Origin of the sequence: Carnobacterium divergens DSM 20623 (assembly GCF_000744255.1) — a bacterium.
GTDB classification, from domain to species: Bacteria; Bacillota; Bacilli; order Lactobacillales; family Carnobacteriaceae; genus Carnobacterium; species Carnobacterium divergens.
Genome location: NZ_JQLO01000001.1, coordinates 2,362,390 through 2,382,968, shown reverse-complemented (window position 1 = coordinate 2,382,968; position 20,579 = coordinate 2,362,390). Strand labels below are relative to the sequence as shown.

The following is a 20,579-nucleotide window of genomic DNA, read 5'->3' as shown; positions in this document are numbered from 1 at the left end:
TTTGATTCTATTGTAAATGGTTAACGATTTTATTGCAAGCCCTTTCTTTTTAATTTTAACTCAAAAAAAATAACCTTAGTCAGCTATCTTGCTACACTAAGGTTTTACTTATTTATCTAGTTTGAAAAATTTTTATTGTTAAATTTTTGACGATACTGGTCATTCGCCCACTGACACCACTCTAATTCTGCTAAATCCATATCATAACGACGTTTACAAATTAAATAACGTCCAAATGATGATTCCCAACCTTCACCTGTTAAATCAGCACCAAACTGTTCGTCAATTTCATCTAACGTTTTCTTATGAATTGTTGCTAACTTTTGAAAATAGGCTTGTCGTTCTTGGAAAAGCTCTTCAACACGCTTAGGATCAATAATCGAAATAGCGTATAACTTTCCTAAAAATTCATCTCTTGTAATTGGTTTAGCTGTTTTCCCTTGAATCCACTCTTGTAAGAATTCTTTTCCTTCATCTGTAATGGAATAGATTTTTTTATGAATTGGGTCATTTTCTGAAATATAGACAACATACCCTAATTTTTCGAGCTTATTTAAGAGCGGATAAATCTGACTGTGATGTGCCTGCCAAAATAATTCTAAGTATCCTTTTAATTCATAACCAGAGCATGGTTTACGAACTAGCATACTGAGTAATGTATAGCCTAATGAATTCATGATGACCCTCCTCTAATCCTTACACTTTTCTCTCTCTAGTATAACATGATTTTAAAAAAAGCAAACTATTATGTCAATATTTATATATGTAAATATTGACATATATATAAGAGTCTTCTATACTAATAAATAGATATACAAGGAGGAATACAAGTGGAAGAAAATCAAGATTATTTGAATGAATTAAATGAACTGCCTGTCGAAAAGCAGGAAAGTGTTTTAAAAGGGTTATTAAAACAACCGAAACCTGCTTGGGCTGTTGCCTTTGCTTGCGTTATTGCCTTTATGGGCATCGGTTTAGTTGATCCCATTTTAAAATCAATTTCAGAACAACTACATGCAACACCTGCACAAACGTCTTTATTATTTACCAGTTACATGCTTGTTACTGGTATTGTTATGCTTTTTTCTGGCTTTATCTCAAGTCGAATTGGTGCAAAGCGAACTTTATTATATGGTCTAGTCATTATTATTATCTTTGCAATTCTAGGTGGACTTTCTAATTCTGTTGGTCAACTTGTTGGCTTTCGTGCCGGCTGGGGATTAGGAAATGCTTTATTTATTTCAACTGCTTTATCTGCAATTGTTGGTGTAAGTGTTGGCGGAACCGAACAATCGATTATTATGTACGAAGCTGCAATGGGACTAGGAATGTCTGTTGGGCCTTTACTAGGAGGAATTTTAGGTAGTTTTTCTTGGCGTGCACCGTTCTTTGGCGTTGCAACCTTAATGACTGTCGCTTTTATTTCCGTAACCATTTTATTAGAAAAAATTCCAAAACCTGAGAAAAAAGTCGGTTTTTGGGATGCTTTACGCGCTTTAAAACATAAAGGTTTATTGATTACAGGAATTACTGCGCTTTTCTATAATTTCGGTTTCTTTACTTTATTGGCCTATTCACCTTTTAGAATGGAAAGTTACAGCGCGATGCAAGTAGGTTTCGTCTTCTTTGGCTGGGGACTTTGTTTAGCTATCTCCTCTGTTTTCCTAGCTCCAAAATTACAAGAAAAATTCGGCACTAAAAATATGATGTATACCGCATTACTATTATTTGCCTTTGATTTAATGATTATGGGCTTTGGTGCAAACAACAGTACTGTCATTTCCGTTTGCATCATTATTGCTGGTCTTTTCCAAGGGATTAACAACACTTTAATCACCACTGCAGTAATGGAAGTCGCACCCGTTGAACGTTCAATCGCATCTTCTGCTTACAGCTTTATTCGTTTTACAGGTGGCGCTTTGGCTCCTTGGTTAGCTGGAAAATTAGCTGACTGGTATAATCCTCACGTTACTTTCTGGTTTGCAGCAGCAGCCGTTGCTGTTGGCGCACTTGTCTTATTTGCTGGACGTCGTTATTTAGATAATATTGAATAGATTGGGGAAGATTTTATGAATTTATTAGTACCTATGGATATGGATGAAACATCAAAACATGCGTTGCAAGAAGCTATTACACTAGCAAAAAGCTTTAAAGAACAAGGAAAAATCACAATTTTACACGTTATCAATCGAGAAATTGCTCCTGATGCTGTTGAAACAACGGTTGACTTAGAGTCAAAACTTCACGAAGAAACAAATGCTTACTTAACTAAAGTTAAAAACGTAGTTGAAAAAGCTAATTTAGCGGTAGAAATCGTAGCTCTTGAAGGATTTGCAGCCACTAAAATTCTTGATTTTGAAAAAAAGAATCCCGTTGATTTTATCGTTATCGGTCATCATAATCGTAAAGGTTTGGATCGAATCGTTGTTGGAAGTGTTTCTAAAAAAATTATTCACGATGCAGCTTGTCCCGTTATCGTTGTAAAATAAAACTATTTAAAAAACGTCAAAGGATTTAAAATCCTTTGACATTTTTTAATGCTAGCTTTCGTTTTCATTCCCGGTCCAAATAAAAAATTCCAAATTTTCTTTTACACAATCTATCGCCGTCTCTATTTTTATATTTTTCTTCTTTGCTAAATAATTAAAAGTGTTCGTTAGCATCTCTACATAATTCCCCACTTGAATGTCTCGTTCTACCGCCCAGTTCATCGCCTCAATTCCGTCTGATTCAACAAGTAAACGGTTTAAGGGAACTTTTTCAACCACTTGTTTTACTGCGGCATCTGTTGCAAAAGAGGGACCGATTGAAAAATAACAATCTTGTTCTATATATGCATCTAGATGATCCATACTAGAATACCAATGAACCAAATAACGATTAGGGTACTCTTTTATTATTTCGGCAATTTCTTTTTCCATTCCTTTTGTATGGAGAATCACTGGCTTTTTATGTGTTACTCCATATGCCAACTGATGTTTAAAAATAGTCATTTGAACATCCATATCTACCTCACACCAAATAGAATCCAAGCCAATTTCACCGATAACGGCAACTTGTTGAAAGCATGTTTCCATCTCTTTCCAGTCATTTTCACCTGCCTTCCACGGGTGAATCCCAGCGCTTAGAATTACTTTTGAATCCTTACATAGTCGTTTTTGATGCTGATCAAATTCAGCTTTTGAGTCACAATTTAAGATTCCAAAAATAGATTCGTCTTTTAACAAGGAGTAAAAATCGGTTTGTTTTATATGAAAATGTGCATCACTTAACATTTTTACCTTACCGCCTTTTTAAATTGTGATAAATTTCAGCTCTTAACGCAAGATTTTCAGTACCCTCTTCATGGGTATCAGTAGATGCTTCGATGTTAAATTCTTTTCTTATTTTAGAAGGACTGCCTCCTACTATTAAAATTCGATCTGATAAATAAAGAGCCTCATCAATGTCATGAGTCACTAGAAGTACCGTTTTATTCACTGTTTGTCTTAAGGTACGCAACCACGCTTGCATTTCACCTCTCGTAATCACGTCTAACGCTCCAAAAGGTTCATCTAACAAGAGAATATCTGCATCACAACGCACTGTTCTTAAAAAAGCGACTCGTTGCCGCATCCCACCAGACAACTCACTAGGGTATGCATTCTCATAGCCTTTCAAACCAAACGCTTCAAGTTGTTGCATCACTTCTTCTTGATTGTATTTTTCTTTATGAATGCGCTGATATAAGCAGACATTTTGTAACACCGTCTCCCATTCTAATAAAAGGTCTTCTTGAGGCATATAGGAAAATTTTAAAGACAATCCCTCCACTACTTTCCCATCTACTAAAATGCGCCCATTTTGCTTTTCTGTTAGACCCGTTAACAACTTTAAAATAGTGGATTTCCCGCAGCCACTAGGTCCTAAAATTGTAACAAATTCTCCTTTATCAACTTGAAAGGAAAGCTCTTCAATAATTTTCTTCTTTGAATAAGCGAACGAAATAGATTCAACCCTTAATTTCATATCACTCACCCTCACTCAAAAATTGATTTGTGTACTGCTCATCTGCAGCAATTTTTTTAGGAATCAAGTTATTAACAAACAAAAAATCTGTATACCCCTCCCAAATTTCAGCCTTCATTTCTCCCCATTTTTCAGGATTTTCACAATAATTTTTTGACACAAAACGTTGCGATTTTTTTAAGAATTCACTATCATAATCACTCGCATATTCATGAAGAATTTCTGCTGAAGCATCTGGATGTTTAATCGCTTCCTGATATCCTTTTTTGGTGGCTGCTAAAAATGCTGTAACTGTAGCTGAATCTTCATCAATCATTTTTTTATTCGTTATGATGACGGGTGTGTAATAATCTAAACGCTTATCTAACGTTCGCAAAGGCAGATAGTTTAACTTTGCATTAGCCATTTCAGCCTTAACGTTATCCCAACCTTCGTAAAACCATTTGATGTCCACGTCTTTACCTAATGAATCAAATCCACCACCAGAATCTCCTACTAATGTCAGTTTGTTGAAATCTGCACCAACATTGTTCATAACTGCTTTGATGGTCGCTTCTTCACTTGGCGCTTGCCAACCAGAATAGACTTTTCCTTCAAAATCTTTCGGACTTTTAATGTCACTATTTTTAGCACTCGCAAAGCCGGAAGTGTTGTGTTCCATAATCGTAGCAATCGTCTTAATCGGTAATTTATCCTCTGAAGTCAATGCATAAGTAACATCTTCTTGATAACTGATCCCAAATTGACCTTTTCCCGTTGCAACTAAAGTAGCTGAAGTATTTTCGTTACCAGGCTCAACAAATTGAACATTTAAACCCGCTTTTTTATAGTATCCCTTTTTCAAGGCTACATACATTCCCGTATGATTTGTATTTGGAACAAAATCTAAAATAACTGTCACATCTTTTAATTTTTTGGCTTCTTGACTTTTTTTCGACTCCTGACTACATCCAACTAAACTGCCGATGAAAATAAGTGCTATTATTGCTACTACTATTTTTTTCATATTCTTTTTCCCCTTTTTAAATAAACCAATTTTTCAAGTAATTTTACTACACCATTCATAAATAAACTCAATAAAATAATGACCACTACACAGGCAAATACCTTATCTAACATGTACCCATTTTTCACTCGAATCATGTAATAGCCCAAGCCTGCTGAAGCGTTTAGCCACTCTCCTATAATCGCACCACCAATGCAATATGTTGCTGCAACACGTAAGCCAGAAAAAAATCCGCCAATCGCTGCTGGGATTTTAACCAATCGATACAATTGTCCCTTACTTGCACCAAACGTTTTGAGTAAATTTAATTGCGCCACTTCAACTTTCCCTAAAGCATCTGAAAATGAAACGACCATTGGAAAAAAACACATCAAGATCACCATTACAATTTTAGGTGCCATACCAAAACCCAACCAAATCGAAAATAGCGGTCCTAAAATCATCACTGGAATGGTTTGGGAAACAACAAAATGTGGGTAGATTGAAAACTTAATCGTTTGAGAAGCATCCATTATTAGTGCCATTCCAAAAGCTAATATGCTGGCAATCACCAATCCAATCGTTGCCTCAGTCAATGTAACGACTCCATGCATCGCCAATATCGAACGGTTCTCAAACAATGTCTTTATAATCTTAGAGGGCGCTGGCAAAATATACAGCGGGATTCCGCCAATGGAAACTAGCATCTCCCAAATCATCAAAATTGCAAGAAATGTCACTAGCGGATAGACTAACGTTTTCTTTTTCATACTAACTCCTAACCAATAAAAAAACTGCGCCCACGGAAAGTAGGCACAGTAAAAGAACACGTTCACTCCCTACGATGGTACTAACCAACAGGTTCAACGGGTCTAAGCTCACAGCTTACTCTCAGGCCATTTATGACCTCCCCACGCTTTATATTAAGTTTATTTTAATTGACACAAGTGTACTATAAAAAAATTAAGAATACAATGGACAAAATAAATAACAACCGAAATCATTCCTGTGCTATACTTTAATGAGTGACTAGTCTAGTATTACAAACAATAGGGGGATTTAAAAAATGTTCTATCTTTTTTTATTTATTTTGTTAATAATTATTATTCCAAAACACACTAAAGTTGAAAAAGAAGCAAGCCATTTATTTATCGATATGTATAAAATACCTGTCAAAAAAGTGAAAAATCCAGTGAAACAGGTTTTTCTAATAGAAAAATATTTTAATATTAAAGGATTTCATTCTTATCAGATAACGACTCTTTGGATTATCTTTGGATCAATTATTGGTGGTGCTGTCTTAGCTCTATTGGGGGTCGCGATAGGTACCTCTATAAATAATCCCACTTTACTTGGTACCCTGGTTTTTTTAGGTCTATTCATTTTGATTGTGGGTGTAATATATAGTTGGATTCGCATCTTTAGAATGCATTCCAAAATTAGACCTCAATCTTGGATAAGATTATTTAATTACGTCGATCCAGAATTGGATACACAATTTATGCAAGAAAAAAAATGGCAAAAATTCTTATTATTAACTTTAATTGAAAATAAAAACTAACCAAGCAAAGAGTCACGGAACAGTCATTCCGTGACTCTTTATTTTTCTTCAGACCTTACTTTATCTGATTTAAATTCCAAATAATCCTTAAAATCTTCAATCAAATAAGCTTGTGTTTCTTCGGCTAATCCATGTGTTTTAAGTAAGATAAATTGGCTCAATTCCTCTATACATTCTTGTTCCTTTGAATAGTGGATATTATTTTCATTAATTAAGGTTGAAATGCTGACATTAAAGTAATCAGCAACCTTTTGCAAGCGGTCAACCGAAGGAGATTGGTGCTCCCATTTTCGAATCGTGCTATTTCCAAAATTCAAGGTGCGTTCTAATTCTGCAATTGAAATTTTTTTCTCTTTTGCTAATAATCTTATTTTTTCATAAATACTCATTTTATCAACCTCTCTAGCTTTACAAACTAAAAAAGTTTTAGCTAATAATCTAAAATATTTTGACTTTTAGAATATCAACCGTTATAATAAGTTTGTAAGCATAGTTTTATATAACTATTGTGTCTTGGCGGACAAAGTAATAACAAATAAAACAATAAATGGGTTATTTGAACCAATTGGTTATCATTACTATGCTTATACTATACCATAGGCCATTATCCAATTCAATATTCGAAGAATATAATATAAGACGATTAGCTTAACTAATCTTTTTGTTCTTTTTTCACTTTATCTGTTTTAAATTCCAAGTAGTCTTTAAAATCTTGAATCAAATAAGCTTGTAACTCTTCTTTTAAATCACTTGTTTGTAACAGTATAAAATGGCTTAATTCACTAGCATAGTTATCCTCTTGCTCATTTAGTAACATTGAAATAGACACATTAAAATAATTTGATACCTTATGTAAACGGTCAACTGATGGTGATTGTTTTTCCCATTTTCGAATGGTACTATTCCCAAAATGCAACGTTCGCTCTAGTTCTGCAATTGTTACTCCTCTTTGCTTTGATAAAAATTTAATTTTTTCATAGATATTCATTGGATCACCTTTCTGCTCGCTAAATCGCTTAAAAAATTGGTTTTTCAAGTGATTTACAAGCCTTGTTTATATAGTTTATTGTGTCTGGCGGACAAATTGTATTTAATTAACAGCAGTTATATTATAACATACCTTATGTTACCTTTCAAATAAATAAAAATGACATTAGATAGATTTCTCTACCCAATGTCATTTTTTCTAATCTAATTCAACGCCATTTGTTGCAATCACTTTTTTATACCAATAAAATGATTTTTTAGCTGAACGATCTAAGGTTCCATTTCCGTCATTGTCTTTATCAACATAAATAAAACCATAGCGTTTTTTCATTTCCCCTGTACCAGCACTGACTAAATCTATACAGCCCCATGGCGTATAACCCCAACATTCAACGCCATCCGCAATAGCTTCACCCATTTCACGAACGTGCTCACGTAAATAATCAATACGGTAATCATCATTGATACTTCCATCTGCTTCCACAGCATCAACGGCACCTAATCCATTTTCCACTACAAACAAAGGTTTTTGGTAACGATCATAAATCGCATTCATCGTCACTCTTAACCCAAGTGGGTCAATTTGCCAGCCCCATTCGCTTGCTTTTAAATAGGGGTTTTTTAATGTAGCAAATACATTGCCTTCCGTTTGACTGTTAACTTCTGGATCGGCACTTGTTAAGCGTGATGAGTAGTAACTGAAAGAAACATAATCGACTGTATTTTCTTTCAATACTTCTAAATCACCTGCTGCTATATCTAAAGAAATATTATTTTCTTTGAAGAAGCGTTTGCTATAGCTTGGATAATAACCACGAGCCTGAACATCAATAAAGAAATAACCTTCGCGATCTGCTTCAAGAGCTGCCCAAACATCTTTTGGATTACATGTATTTGGATAAGTGGTTCCCGCTGCCAACATGCAACCAATTTTATTTTCTGGATCAATTTCATGTCCTAATTTTGTTGCTTTAGCAGATGCTACTAATTGATGATGCGCTGCTTGATACTTAGCTTGCATTGGGTTTTCTTCACCACTAACATCCATACCGCCACCGAAAAATGGAATGTGTAAGATCATGTTGATTTCATTAAATGTCATCCAGTATTTTACTTTTCCTTTGTAGCGTTTAAAAATAACGTCACAATAATTTAAATAAAAATCAACTAATTGACGGTTTTTCCAACCACCATAATTTTCAAATAAAGCGACAGGTGTATCAAAGTGGTTAATTGTAACCAACGGTTCAATTCCATATTTATGACATTCATCAAATAAATCATCATAAAATTTCAATCCTGCTTCATTAGGCGTTTTTTCATCTCCATTTGGAAAAATACGTGCCCAACAAATCGATGTTCTAAACGTTTTAAAACCCATCTCGGCTAACATTTTTAAATCTTCTTTATAACGATGATAAAAATCGATTGATTGATGACTCGGATAAAAATCATACGTTGTTGCGATTGCTTCTTTTGGATTTGTCAACGCATCCCAACGACCATGAGCCGCATCAGGTAAAATATCAACGGGTGATAACCCTTTTCCATCTTCTAAATACGCACCTTCACATTGGTTAGCAGCAACTGCACCGCCCCATAAAAAATCTTTTGGAAAATTTGATTCAACTTTACTCATTTTAAATGCCCCCTTAATCTATTTACATGTCTCTGTTTAATTTTGTTTACGGTTTCATCCTATCATATGTAATGCATTACATGTCAAATTAGTTTTTTAAATAAAAAAACTAACAAGAAAAATCTCATTAGCTTTCTTAAACAACTATTTTATTTTGTGTAATATCCGGTAAAATCAATATTCGCGTCAAGCATTCCATCATATCCTTCTAACTGATAGTCACTTGCAAATTGCCACATACCGGTTAAAATTTCAGGTTTTTCATCCGCCCAATAAGCAACCCAATAATTTTTAGTTCTCAACTGTTCTGTATAAAAGCGAGTACCATACCATGATAGTGACGCATACATATCAATTTTCGGATACCCATTTTCAATCATTCGATCAAAGAAGGCATTGGCTTGATTTGTTAACGCTAGTGGATCTGTTGTCAAAACACTATTTTCTAAATCAAGTGCCATAACAGAGTCTTTCGGAACATTGTACTGATTCGCAATTTTAGTAAACCAATCTGCTTCTGCTTTTGCATTTTCAACACTGTTCATCCAGCTAAAGTGGTAAAAATTCACTTTTAAACCTGCAGCTGTTGCTTTTGATATCTGCTCCTTTGCTTCTGGACTATAATACGGAGCATCATCTTCCATACCTTCTGTTAGTTTGATAACAACCGCTTCAATTCCTTGCTCTTTCCATTTTTTAAAATCAATATCACTTGCTTTTTGATAACTTGAAATATCAATTACATTCGGTTGCCATTGAGTTGCTCTTTGACTAAAATTCACTTTTGGAATGCCATCCTCACTACTTGTTGCTTCAACTTGTAAATTTTTCATCCCACACAGCAAAACAACTAAGCCTAAAAGAACTGCTACTTTTTTCTTCATTTTTAACCCTCTTTTCTATTTTTATAAAAACAAACGAATTCATATACTTATTTTAATTTATATTTAAAGATTTAAAAAGTTATTTTTTTGCGTTCTAGTATGTAAAAAGGTCTTCCAATAAAAAAAAGATTGTCTAAGTAATAGACAATCCTTTTATTTAATATTTAAAAAACAACAACAGGAATACCTGCTTCAACCATATCATACAATTGAGTCATAATCGCCGGTGGTGTGTTAATACAACCATGTGATCCAACCGTTTGATACAATGTTCCACCATAAGCTGGTTGCCAAGGTGAATCATGAATTCCAACTCCTGTAGTGTCAATTGGCATCCAATGATCTACTGGTGTCGCATAATCTTCTCCACGCAATGTTGCATTTCGTTCTTTATTCCATACACTAAAAACACCGGGTGGTGTTGGTGTTGCTGGTTTTCCAGTAACAACATCCGTGTCTAACACTTTGGCACCATCTTTGTAATACCACATATGTTGACTAGCCAAATCAACTTCGATATAGGTATTTCCAATATCATCACGTCCATAGCCAGACCCACTTACAATTGGCTTACGATCGGTTAAGTTTTTTTCAGCTAAAATATCTTTTGCTAATGCTGGGGCTTCATCTTCTGCGTTGAGTGTCCATCCATAAATACCTGGTGGCACTTGGACTTCTCCTCGATTAGTACTTTTAAAAGTTCTGGTTTTTTTATACGTACTATATTGATTACTTAACTCAGTCACATATTTTTCCACTCCAGCTTCATCTACAGCAACCTCACCCTTGTCATTCTCATCTAGCCAGCTTAGCAAGGTTTCGTGGGGAACCGTTACTGATTGTCCACTGATATTGTAAGTAATGGTTAATTTACTTAACGATTCTAATTTTGCCAAACGATCTTTTAATGCTTTATCATTTGAATAAACAGTTGGTTTTTGATACGTGTCGTCTAAAGTAATGTCTGTCTTACCTTCATCGATACTTTTCTTCAACCAAGCTTTAACTTTAGCTTCATCAAAGGTATTTCCTAGAATTTCTTTTTTGATTGAAAAACCAGTTGCTGTTTTTTCAACTTTCGCATTCTCCGGTTTCACACGTTCAGAGCTTGTTAACGGTAGTTTTGCAAAATAAGCATCAAAGGTAGCCTCATTAAATGTGACATCCTTCATCTCTTCCTTATCACCCTTAGAACCCATCATTCGAACAGGCCATGACCAAGGATTTTGTTTCGATTTCAAATTTTTAAGATTTTTAGTAAAGTCATCTGTAATTCCTATTTCCTGACCCTTAAATGAAAATAATTCTTTTTCACCCTCTGTTACTTTAAATACTTTATCTTGATAATGACTTTTCAAAGCAGCGTTTGCTTCAGAAATTGTTTTATTTTCAATGGCAACACCATCAACAACTGTCTTTGGAAGAAACTTGGTTTGATACCCAATGCTCTTAAAACTATAAAAACCCACTATTAGAATAAGGATTGCTAAAATTATACCAATCGTCGTCTTCTTCATACTCATTGATTTCATTCCTTTTTTAGCAATTAGTGATTGCTTAATTTTCTATGCTACTAATTTTTTGTTAGCATGTATTTATTTTATCATTTTTTTGAAACATATTAAACAATTATAGCACATCTAGCGTTATCTTTTAACATTCTTAAGTAATTTGTCACTTTTATAACCTTCTACATTAGTCTATGAACTTTTTCAATCACTTGTTGCATTTCAATAAAGCTTGGAACTTTTGAAATCCAAATACATAAAAGTTCCTTTGGAAAATCAAGCTTTTGATTCGTAATAACTACATCAGGCTGTAACAAAATAATTTCATTGATTGCAGAAGGTTTGTCACAAAAATCAACAAATTCAATTGAGCGATTAAGATTAACCTCCAAATTTTCTCGAACAAATTGCAACCAAATAGGATAACTATTCACCGCGAGAACTACTATTTTTTTATCTTGTTGATGTTGTGACTGACAAGCGATTAATAATAAAGTTAGCTCTATCATCAAATCCTCAAAATAAGAAATTTCAGTTATCAAATCACTAGGAAGCAACTTGCTGTTTCCTTTTATCACATCTAACCAGTCGCCATAACTCGCTTCCACCTCTAAACTAATTCCCTCTTCAGTTTTTTGTAGTAATTTAGACACTTTCCCCAACACTACTTTTGTGTTTAACAATTGATAACAATGCTCTCCGTACTCTTTTTCAATTCCTTTTAAGCTTGTATTTCGGCATACTGCAGCTGAAAAATCCATACAGCATTCAAGCATTTTCCTCGTGGCATTATTAAAAATAGAAGGATGTTCATCCACAACCACTTCTGAAGACAACGATGCTTCTAAAAGAACAATAAATAAAAACTCCTGCTCTTCTCTGCATAAACTAATGTTATTTTCTAATTTTAAACTGTTCAATAGTTTATTTAATGGTTTCTCATATTTTAAAAACGATTCTTTATAAAATAACGATAAATCCGAATCCGAATACAAACCAATTTGAAGATCACACTCTAGTCTTTTTGCAATAATATAACTCCATGAAACGGCGAGATCAATCTGAAAACGTTGCTTCTCAAGAATTGCTTCAAAAAATTCTTGAAACAATCTAAAGGTCACACTATTTTCTTTTCGTACTGATACTATCTCTGAAGAACTAAACAACAAACGACTGTAAAAATAGCGAATATTGATCTCATCTCCTTCAATAATCAACTTGGAAGGATGAATCGTTAAATCAAACTCTAATAAAATAGTATTCAATTTTTTAAAATATTTTTTTGTAGTATCTTCACCAATATGTAAAACTTCCGACCATTCGCCGATAGAGCATTGTTTATTCACTAGTAAGCCCTTTAAAATTTCTACCATAGGAGATTGATTCAACACTTTTTCATATAAAATAGCCATCGGCTCATATGGGCATTTTTTTAAATAAAGTCCACTTTTTCGAGTTGTCTCAATTTCCCAATTTTCAGGAAGTAACCCTCTTATCTTTTCAAAATCATTTAAAACAGTACGTTTAGAACAATTTAATTTTATCGAAATCTCACCATAAGTTAGTCCGATTTTCCCTGATTCCAATAAACTAAGAATTGTTAATTGTCTTCTAATATCTTTTTCAATAATTAACTTTTCGATTGTTTTATTCATTTATAAAACTCCTTAAAATAACAAAACTATATTCGTTTAAGTTTTTATTATACTTTATTTACATTAAAAAAAAAGTAGATTTTAAAAAAACAAGTTATTTCAATTGTTATTTTTTCATCCATCACTGCAAAAAATCCTTTTTAAATGAACTCATAATTCCTATATACTAAAGTTAAATTAAAAAAGATTAAAAAATCGGTACCAAAAGGGAGAAAATGAAAATGAAATTAATGAAACCACTTATGCTAGTCGCAACAATTGGGGTAGGTTTAGTCGCTTTTAACCAAGAAAGTTTAGCTCATGGTTATATTTTACAACCTGAAAGTCGAGCATATAAAGGAACTGCCTCAGGCGGAAACTTAAACAAAGAAGTTGGTCGAGCACAATGGGAACCCCAAAGTATTGAAGCTCCTAAAGGCTTTCCAAGTGTCGCTAATAGTCCACAGGATGGTAAAATTGCTAGTGGTGGCGTTAGTGGATTTGAGCCGATGGATGTACAAAATACTAATTGGCATCAAACAGACATCAACACAGGCAAGTTAGATATCACTTGGCAATTAACAGCTCCTCATAGCACTCATAGCTGGAACTATTTCATTACAAAGCAAGGTTGGAATCCCAATGAACCACTAAAACGTGAGAATTTAGAAAAAATTTCAACAAAAAATGATTTTGGAAAAATTCCTGAAAAAATAGTTACACAACAAATAACTATTCCTTCAGATCGTACTGGATATCATGTTATTGTAGGTGCATGGGACATTTCAGATACTGACTTCGCTTTTTATCAAGTAATTGATGTAAATGTTAAAAATGGTCCAGTGGAAGAAGATACACAAGCTCCTACTAGCCCAACTGAATTAAAAGCAAACCATACAGCATTTAACCAAATTAAACTTTCGTGGAAATCTTCTACTGATAACGTTGGAATTTCAAAATATGAAATTTTACGTGATGGTAAAGTAATTGATTCAACAAAGGATACTGCCTTCGATGATTTAAACGTAACTGAAAAAACAACTTATCGCTATGAAATCCGAGCACTTGATGCTGCAGGAAATGTATCAAAAAATAGCAAAGCATTAACCGTTAAAACACCAGAAAAACCATTAATAGATACTGAGAAACCTTCAACACCAGAAGGTTTAATGGGACATATGACAACCGCCACCTCTACAATGTTACATTGGAATGCTTCAACTGATAATGTTGCAGTAACTGGTTATGAAATTTATCGTGATGGAAAATCAATCAAAGTAACAACAGATTTAATGTATACAGATAAAGAGCTTAAAGCAAATACAACTTATAAATATAGTATTGTTGCATTTGACGCAGCTGGCAATCGTTCAGCTAACAGCCAAATCATTTCTGTCACAACAAAAGAGCAAGAAAAACCAGATCCTTCAACAACTTGGAATGCTAATACTGTTTATCTATATAATGAAAAAGTAATGTATAATGGTCTAGAATATAAAGCAAGATGGTGGACACAAGGTGAGCAACCAGACATTTCAGATGTTTGGCAATTAATTACTCCTAACGCTTCAGTTGATTGGAACTCAAGCAAAGCATATACTGGTGGAGATAAAGTTGTTTATCAAGGAAATAACTACATCGCAAAATGGTGGAGTCAAAATAATCGTCCTGATCAAACTGACTCTTGGATGTTAGAAAAATAACGAATCTAAAAAGAATCCTTTAGCTAAAATAGCTAAAGGATTCTTTTTAGATTACTATTCAATTACTCACTATATACTTACTTAGCTTTTGCTCTCATCTTATTCTTAAGAGTCATACTGCTTTGAAAAGTAACCCGTTTAGTACTTGATAGATGCTTAAAAATCATTGTCACGTAACTGTACTAGGTAATAGCACTTGTAATAGATGGCTTTAGAATACCTCTAACGTATCTATATTTAGATTTACACCTCTAGCCATAACTTTATTCGCTTCTTATTTTGAAATTATGCTTTTAGCCCATTAGGTATCTTCTAAGCTATCTTTTGCTTTGTAATATACAAAAAAAAGCACCTAGTAAACTACTAGATGCTTAAATCAGTTGCGTGGCAACGTCCTACCCTCACAAGGGGAAACCCCTAACTACTATCGGCGCTGAGAAGCTTAACTTCTGTGTTCGGCATGGGAACAGGTGTATCCTTCTCGCTGTCGCCACCACACTTCTTATTTAGTTGAGACAACTTCGTTCTCTCAAAACTGGATATTGTAAGCGCAATTTACTTTTTGATTCATGTGTTCCACCATTTATTTGGTTAAGTCCTCGACCGATTAGTATTGGTCCGCTCCATACATCGCTGTACTTCCACTTCCAACCTATCTACCTGATCATCTCTCAGGGGTCTTACTTGCCGAAGCAATGGGAAATCTCATCTCGAGGGGGGCTTCACGCTTAGATGCTTTCAGCGTTTATCCCTTCCACACATAGCTACCCAGCGATGCTCTTGGCAGAACAACTGGTACACCAGCGGTGTGTCCATCCCGGTCCTCTCGTACTAAGGACAGCTCCTCTCAAATTTCCTACGCCCGCGACGGATAGGGACCGAACTGTCTCACGACGTTCTGAACCCAGCTCGCGTACCGCTTTAATGGGCGAACAGCCCAACCCTTGGGACCGACTACAGCCCCAGGATGCGATGAGCCGACATCGAGGTGCCAAACCTCCCCGTCGATGTGGACTCTTGGGGGAGATAAGCCTGTTATCCCCAGGGTAGCTTTTATCCGTTGAGCGATGGCCCTTCCATGCGGAACCACCGGATCACTAAGCCCGACTTTCGTCCCTGCTCGACTTGTAGGTCTCGCAGTCAAGCTCCCTTCTGCCTTTACACTCTACGAATGATTTCCAACCATTCTGAGGGAACCTTTGGGCGCCTCCGTTACTCTTTAGGAGGCGACCGCCCCAGTCAAACTGCCCGTCTGACACTGTCTCCCACCACGATTAGTGGTGAGGGTTAGAGTGGTCATACAGCAAGGGTAGTATCCCACCAATGCCTCCACCGAGACTGGCGTCCCGGCTTCTATGGCTCCTACCTATCCTGTACAAGCTGTACAAACACTCAATATCAAACTGCAGTAAAGCTCCATGGGGTCTTTCCGTCCTGTCGCGGGTAACCTGCATCTTCACAGGTACTATAATTTCACCGAGTCTCTCGTTGAGACAGTGCCCAGATCGTTACGCCTTTCGTGCGGGTCGGAACTTACCCGACAAGGAATTTCGCTACCTTAGGACCGTTATAGTTACGGCCGCCGTTTACTGGGGCTTCAATTCTGAGCTTCGCCGAAGCTAACCCATCCTCTTAACCTTCCAGCACCGGGCAGGCGTCAGCCCCTATACGTCATCTTACGATTTTGCAGAGACCTGTGTTTTTGATAAACAGTCGCCTGGGCCTATTCACTGCGGCTGACCAATTGGTCAGCACCCCTTCTCCCGAAGTTACGGGGTCATTTTGCCGAGTTCCTTAACGAGAGTTCTCTCGCACACCTTAGGATACTCTCCTCGACTACCTGTGTCGGTTTGCGGTACGGGCAGATTGTTTCTAACTAGAAGCTTTTCTTGGCAGTGTGACATCAGGAACTTCGGTACTATTAGTTCCCTCCCCATCACAACTTGTCCTTATAGTAGCAAGCATTTAACTCACTTCAAGACTTATTGCTTAGACGCGCATATCCAACAGCGCGCATTCCTTAGCCTACTGCGTCCCTCCATTGTTCAAACAAAACAAACTGGTACAGGAATATCAACCTGTTGTCCATCGCCTACGCCTATCGGCCTCGGCTTAGGTCCCGACTAACCCTGGGAGGACGAGCCTTCCCCAGGAAACCTTAGTCATACGGTGGACGGGATTCTCACCCGTCTTTCGCTACTCATACCGGCATTCTCACTTCTAAGCGCTCCACTAGTCCTCACGATCTAGCTTCAACGCCCTTAGAACGCTCTCCTACCATAGAACCCTAAGGTTCTATCCACAGCTTCGGTGTACTGTTTAGCCCCGGTAAATTTTCGGCGCAGGGTCACTCGACTAGTGAGCTATTACGCACTCTTTAAATGATGGCTGCTTCTGAGCCAACATCCTAGTTGTCTAAGCAACCCCACATCCTTTTCCACTTAACAGTAACTTTGGGACCTTAGCTGGTGGTCTGGGCTGTTTCCCTTTCGACTACGGATCTTATCACTCGCAGTCTGACTCCCGGATATAAATCAATGGCATTCGGAGTTTATCTGAATTCGGTAACCCTAGAAGGGCCCCTAGTCCAAACAGTGGCTCTACCTCCATGATTCTTAATTCCGAGGCTAGCCCTAAAGCTATTTCGGAGAGAACCAGCTATCTCCAAGTTCGATTGGAATTTCTCCGCTACCCACACCTCATCCCCGCATTTTTCAACATACGTGGGTTCGGTCCTCCAGTGCGTATTACCGCACCTTCAACCTGGACATGGGTAGGTCACTTGGTTTCGGGTCTACGACCACATACTCATTCGCCCTATTCAGACTCGCTTTCGCTGCGGCTCCGTCTTATCAACTTAACCTCGCATGTAATCGTAACTCGCCGGTTCATTCTACAAAAGGCACGCTATCACCCATTAACGGGCTCTAACTATTTGTAAGCACACGGTTTCAGGTACTCTTTCACTCCCCTTCCGGGGTTCTTTTCACCTTTCCCTCACGGTACTGGTTCACTATCGGTCACTAGGGAGTATTTAGCCTTGCGGGATGGTCCCCGCGGATTCCGACGGAATTTCTCGTGTTCCGCCGTACTCAGGATACACAACAGAGTGAACTTTGTTTCAAATACGGGGCTTTTACCCTCTTCGGCGGACCTTTCCAAGTCGCTTCTTCTACAAAATTCATTTATGACTCTTAATGTCGTGTCCTACAACCCCAAAGAGCAAGCTCTTTGGTTTGGGCTCTTCCCGTTTCGCTCGCCGCTACTCAGGGAATCGAATTTTCTTTCTCTTCCTGCAGGTACTTAGATGTTTCAGTTCTCTGCGTCTACCTCTACTAACCTATGTATTCAGTTAGTAGTAACATCCTATAAAAGATGCTGGGTTCCCCCATTCGGAAATCTTTGGATCAAAGCTTACTTACAGCTCCCCAAAGCATATCGGAGTTAGTCCCGTCCTTCTTCGGCTCCTAGTGCCAAGGCATCCACCGTGCGCCCTTATTAACTTAACCTATTTTGATTACTCAAAATTGTCGTTAATACGTTTTATCTTACGATAAGAACGTTAAAAAACTCATTTAAAACGCGGTGTATACATTGTTTCTTTTTTCATAAATTGCTTTCTTACAATATCCAGTTTTCAAAGAACAAATTTCAGTTGAGAAGATTAGACCTCTCAAAACTGAACAAAGTAATGACGAATGTGTGGGGTTTCCGTAATATTCCTTAGAAAGGAGGTGATCCAGCCGCACCTTCCGATACGGCTACCTTGTTACGACTTCACCCCAATTATCTATCCCACCTTAGACGGCTGGCTCCTAAAAGGTTACCTCACCGGCTTCGGGTGTTACAAACTCTCGTGGTGTGACGGGCGGTGTGTACAAGACCCGGGAACGTATTCACCGCGGCGTTCTGATCCGCGATTACTAGCGATTCCGGCTTCATGTAGGCGAGTTGCAGCCTACAATCCGAACTGAGAATGGCTTTAAGAGATTAGCTTGGCCTCACGACTTCGCGACTCGTTGTACCATCCATTGTAGCACGTGTGTAGCCCAGGTCATAAGGGGCATGATGATTTGACGTCATCCCCACCTTCCTCCGGTTTGTCACCGGCAGTCTCACTAGAGTGCCCAACTGAATGCTGGCAACTAGTAATAAGGGTTGCGCTCGTTGCGGGACTTAACCCAACATCTCACGACACGAGCTGACGACAACCATGCACCACCTGTCACTTTGTCCCCGAAGGGAAAGCTCGATCTCTCGAGTGGTCAAAGGATGTCAAGACCTGGTAAGGTTCTTCGCGTTGCTTCGAATTAAACCACATGCTCCACCGCTTGTGCGGGTCCCCGTCAATTCCTTTGAGTTTCAACCTTGCGGTCGTACTCCCCAGGCGGAGTGCTTAATGCGTTAGCTGCAGCACTGAAGGGCGGAAACCCTCCAACACTTAGCACTCATCGTTTACAGCGTGGACTACCAGGGTATCTAATCCTGTTTGCTCCCCACGCTTTCGAGCCTCAGCGTCAGTTACAGACCAGAGAGTCGCCTTCGCCACTGGTGTTCCTCCATATATCTACGCATTTCACCGCTACACATGGAATTCCACTCTCCTCTTCTGCACTCAAGTTCTCCAGTTTCCAATGACCCTCCCCGGTTGAGCCGGGGGCTTTCACATCAGACTTAAAGAACCGCCTGCGCTCGCTTTACGCCCAATAAATCCGGACAACGCTTGCCACCTACGTATTACCGCGGCTGCTGGCACGTAGTTAGCCGTGGCTTTCTGGTTAGATACCGTCAGGGGATGAGCAGTTACTCTCATCCTTGTTCTTCTCTAACAACAGAGTTTTACGATCCGAAAACCTTCTTCACTCACGCGGCATTGCTCCGTCAGACTTTCGTCCATTGCGGAAGATTCCCTACTGCTGCCTCCCGTAGGAGTCTGGGCCGTGTCTCAGTCCCAGTGTGGCCGATCACCCTCTCAGGTCGGCTATGCATCATGGTCTTGGTGAGCCATTACCTCACCAACTAACTAATGCACCGCGGGTCCATCCATAAGTGGTAGCCGAAGCCACCTTTCATCAAGCGACCATGCGGTCACTTGAAATATGCGGTATTAGCATCCGTTTCCGAATGTTATCCCCCTCTTATGGGCAGGTTACCCACGTGTTACTCACCCGTCCGCCACTCACTTGGTCGAAAAGCAAGCTTTTCAACTTCGTGCGTTCGACTTGCATGTATTAGGCATGCCGCCAGCGTTCGTCCTGAGCCAGGATCAAACTCTCATATAAAAGTTATGATTAAGACCGAAGTCTTATGCTCATTTTTGATTGCTAGCGAATAATTATTCACTATTTTGTTTGTTTCTCTTGACCTAGTCAAGAGACCCTACACATTTGGTTCGTCTTACTTTGTTCAGTTTTCAAAGGTCTAAGTTGTTTCATTGTTGTTTTGACAACTTCTATATATTAGCACGTTTAGAAGTTTGTGTCAACAACTTTTTTTATTTTCTTTTTCGCTAAGTTGTTGTTACGTCCTAGCGACATGTATAAATATAACAGGTATATCAAGGTTCGTCAACACTTTTTGTTAAAAAAATAAAAGAATTTCAAAAACATGAACAATTTAATCTATTCTATTTATTAGGTTATGATTTAGCAAGTTAAAACGAACTAAAGG

General features: G+C 37.6%; 15 protein-coding genes, 3 rRNA genes and 1 riboswitch. Of the genes, 4 read left to right on the top strand and 14 right to left on the bottom strand.

The window, feature by feature from the left end; all coding sequences use genetic code 11:
* Positions 1–116: 116 nt before the first annotated feature.
* Positions 117–677 (bottom strand): PadR family transcriptional regulator, encoded by a 561-nt coding sequence (locus tag BR52_RS11360; RefSeq protein WP_034572874.1) that lies wholly within the window; start codon positions 675–677, stop codon positions 117–119.
* A gap of 153 nt (positions 678–830) precedes the next feature.
* Here BR52_RS11360 and BR52_RS11355 point away from each other — a divergent pair, with 153 nt between their 5' ends.
* Both BR52_RS11355 and BR52_RS11350 read left to right on the top strand, forming a co-directional pair.
* On the top strand, positions 831–2,054 hold the full coding sequence (locus BR52_RS11355) for an MFS transporter (RefSeq protein WP_034572872.1): 1,224 nt from the start codon (positions 831–833) through the stop codon (positions 2,052–2,054).
* 15 nt (positions 2,055–2,069) lie between these two features.
* A complete protein-coding gene (locus BR52_RS11350; RefSeq protein ID WP_034572870.1) occupies positions 2,070–2,489 on the top strand; it encodes a universal stress protein in 420 nt (139 codons plus the stop codon).
* 51 nt (positions 2,490–2,540) lie between these two features.
* Here the strand turns inward: BR52_RS11350 and BR52_RS11345 are convergent, their stop codons facing one another.
* The 4 genes from BR52_RS11345 to BR52_RS11330 are packed head-to-tail and all read right to left on the bottom strand — an operon-like array spanning position 2,541 to position 5,763.
* Positions 2,541–3,275, bottom strand: a complete 735-nt coding sequence (locus tag BR52_RS11345; RefSeq protein ID WP_034572868.1) for a TatD family hydrolase — start codon at positions 3,273–3,275, stop codon at positions 2,541–2,543.
* 7 nt (positions 3,276–3,282) lie between these two features.
* Positions 3,283–4,008 (bottom strand): ABC transporter ATP-binding protein, encoded by a 726-nt coding sequence (locus BR52_RS11340; protein ID WP_034572866.1) that lies wholly within the window; start codon positions 4,006–4,008, stop codon positions 3,283–3,285.
* A 1-nt stretch (position 4,009) separates the two neighbouring features.
* On the bottom strand, positions 4,010–5,014 hold the full coding sequence (locus BR52_RS11335) for an ABC transporter substrate-binding protein (RefSeq protein WP_034572864.1): 1,005 nt from the start codon (positions 5,012–5,014) through the stop codon (positions 4,010–4,012).
* Positions 5,011–5,763, bottom strand: coding sequence for an ABC transporter permease (locus BR52_RS11330; RefSeq protein WP_034572862.1), 753 nt, complete (start codon positions 5,761–5,763; stop codon positions 5,011–5,013). Before BR52_RS11330 ends, BR52_RS11335 begins: the two co-directional genes overlap by 4 nt.
* A gap of 48 nt (positions 5,764–5,811) precedes the next feature.
* Positions 5,812–5,917: riboswitch (TPP riboswitch) on the bottom strand.
* Between the two features lie 142 nt (positions 5,918–6,059).
* Between BR52_RS11330 and BR52_RS11325 the strand changes: the two genes are divergently transcribed.
* Positions 6,060–6,554 (top strand): hypothetical protein, encoded by a 495-nt coding sequence (locus tag BR52_RS11325; protein ID WP_034572860.1) that lies wholly within the window; start codon positions 6,060–6,062, stop codon positions 6,552–6,554.
* A 38-nt stretch (positions 6,555–6,592) separates the two neighbouring features.
* Here the strand turns inward: BR52_RS11325 and BR52_RS11320 are convergent, their stop codons facing one another.
* The 6 genes from BR52_RS11320 to BR52_RS11295 form a co-directional block, all read right to left on the bottom strand.
* Complete coding sequence (locus BR52_RS11320; protein ID WP_034572858.1) at positions 6,593–6,943, bottom strand: helix-turn-helix domain-containing protein; 351 nt, start codon at positions 6,941–6,943, stop codon at positions 6,593–6,595.
* Between the two features lie 263 nt (positions 6,944–7,206).
* Positions 7,207–7,542, bottom strand: a complete 336-nt coding sequence (locus BR52_RS12645) for a helix-turn-helix domain-containing protein (RefSeq protein ID WP_051915718.1) — start codon at positions 7,540–7,542, stop codon at positions 7,207–7,209.
* Positions 7,543–7,740: 198 nt separating this feature from the next.
* Positions 7,741–9,180 carry a 6-phospho-beta-glucosidase gene (locus tag BR52_RS11310; protein ID WP_034572853.1) on the bottom strand — a complete coding sequence of 480 codons (1,440 nt, stop codon included), beginning with the start codon at positions 9,178–9,180 and terminating at the stop codon, positions 7,741–7,743.
* Positions 9,181–9,329: 149 nt separating this feature from the next.
* A complete protein-coding gene (locus BR52_RS11305; protein ID WP_034572849.1) occupies positions 9,330–10,064 on the bottom strand; it encodes a GH25 family lysozyme in 735 nt (244 codons plus the stop codon).
* Between the two features lie 164 nt (positions 10,065–10,228).
* On the bottom strand, positions 10,229–11,587 hold the full coding sequence (locus BR52_RS11300; RefSeq protein WP_034572846.1) for a L,D-transpeptidase family protein: 1,359 nt from the start codon (positions 11,585–11,587) through the stop codon (positions 10,229–10,231).
* 167 nt (positions 11,588–11,754) lie between these two features.
* Positions 11,755–13,227 carry an AcpB/EbpR/MafR family transcriptional regulator gene (locus BR52_RS11295; protein WP_034572843.1) on the bottom strand — a complete coding sequence of 491 codons (1,473 nt, stop codon included), beginning with the start codon at positions 13,225–13,227 and terminating at the stop codon, positions 11,755–11,757.
* 221 nt (positions 13,228–13,448) lie between these two features.
* On the opposite strand from BR52_RS11295, the gene BR52_RS11290 reads away from it, so the two are divergent.
* A complete protein-coding gene (locus tag BR52_RS11290; RefSeq protein ID WP_034572838.1) occupies positions 13,449–14,909 on the top strand; it encodes a lytic polysaccharide monooxygenase in 1,461 nt (486 codons plus the stop codon).
* 382 nt (positions 14,910–15,291) lie between these two features.
* On the opposite strand, the gene rrf is transcribed toward BR52_RS11290, so the two are convergent.
* The 3 genes from rrf to BR52_RS11275 all read right to left on the bottom strand — a co-directional run bounded on the left by rrf (position 15,292) and on the right by BR52_RS11275 (position 20,191).
* Positions 15,292–15,407: ribosomal RNA gene (rrf, locus tag BR52_RS11285) — 5S ribosomal RNA — on the bottom strand.
* An 89-nt stretch (positions 15,408–15,496) separates the two neighbouring features.
* Positions 15,497–18,418 (bottom strand): 23S ribosomal RNA (locus tag BR52_RS11280).
* A 218-nt stretch (positions 18,419–18,636) separates the two neighbouring features.
* Positions 18,637–20,191, bottom strand: a 16S ribosomal RNA gene (locus BR52_RS11275).
* Together the 16S, 23S and 5S rRNA genes form the textbook arrangement of a ribosomal RNA operon.
* Between the last annotated feature and the right edge of the window lie 388 nt (positions 20,192–20,579).

Coding starts and splice junctions, on each gene's coding strand:
- BR52_RS11360 (WP_034572874.1), bottom strand. CDS start 677: ATGAATTCATTAGGCTATACATTACTCAGTATGCTAGTTCGTAAACCA.
- BR52_RS11350 (WP_034572870.1), top strand. CDS start 2,070: ATGAATTTATTAGTACCTATGGATATGGATGAAACATCAAAACATGCG.
- BR52_RS11345 (WP_034572868.1), bottom strand. CDS start 3,275: ATGTTAAGTGATGCACATTTTCATATAAAACAAACCGATTTTTACTCC.
- BR52_RS11340 (WP_034572866.1), bottom strand. CDS start 4,008: ATGAAATTAAGGGTTGAATCTATTTCGTTCGCTTATTCAAAGAAGAAA.
- BR52_RS11335 (WP_034572864.1), bottom strand. CDS start 5,014: ATGAAAAAAATAGTAGTAGCAATAATAGCACTTATTTTCATCGGCAGT.
- BR52_RS11330 (WP_034572862.1), bottom strand. CDS start 5,763: ATGAAAAAGAAAACGTTAGTCTATCCGCTAGTGACATTTCTTGCAATT.
- BR52_RS11325 (WP_034572860.1), top strand. CDS start 6,060: ATGTTCTATCTTTTTTTATTTATTTTGTTAATAATTATTATTCCAAAA.
- BR52_RS11320 (WP_034572858.1), bottom strand. CDS start 6,943: ATGAGTATTTATGAAAAAATAAGATTATTAGCAAAAGAGAAAAAAATT.
- BR52_RS12645 (WP_051915718.1), bottom strand. CDS start 7,542: ATGAATATCTATGAAAAAATTAAATTTTTATCAAAGCAAAGAGGAGTA.
- BR52_RS11310 (WP_034572853.1), bottom strand. CDS start 9,180: ATGAGTAAAGTTGAATCAAATTTTCCAAAAGATTTTTTATGGGGCGGT.
- BR52_RS11305 (WP_034572849.1), bottom strand. CDS start 10,064: ATGAAGAAAAAAGTAGCAGTTCTTTTAGGCTTAGTTGTTTTGCTGTGT.
- BR52_RS11300 (WP_034572846.1), bottom strand. CDS start 11,587: ATGAGTATGAAGAAGACGACGATTGGTATAATTTTAGCAATCCTTATT.
- BR52_RS11295 (WP_034572843.1), bottom strand. CDS start 13,227: ATGAATAAAACAATCGAAAAGTTAATTATTGAAAAAGATATTAGAAGA.
- BR52_RS11290 (WP_034572838.1), top strand. CDS start 13,449: ATGAAATTAATGAAACCACTTATGCTAGTCGCAACAATTGGGGTAGGT.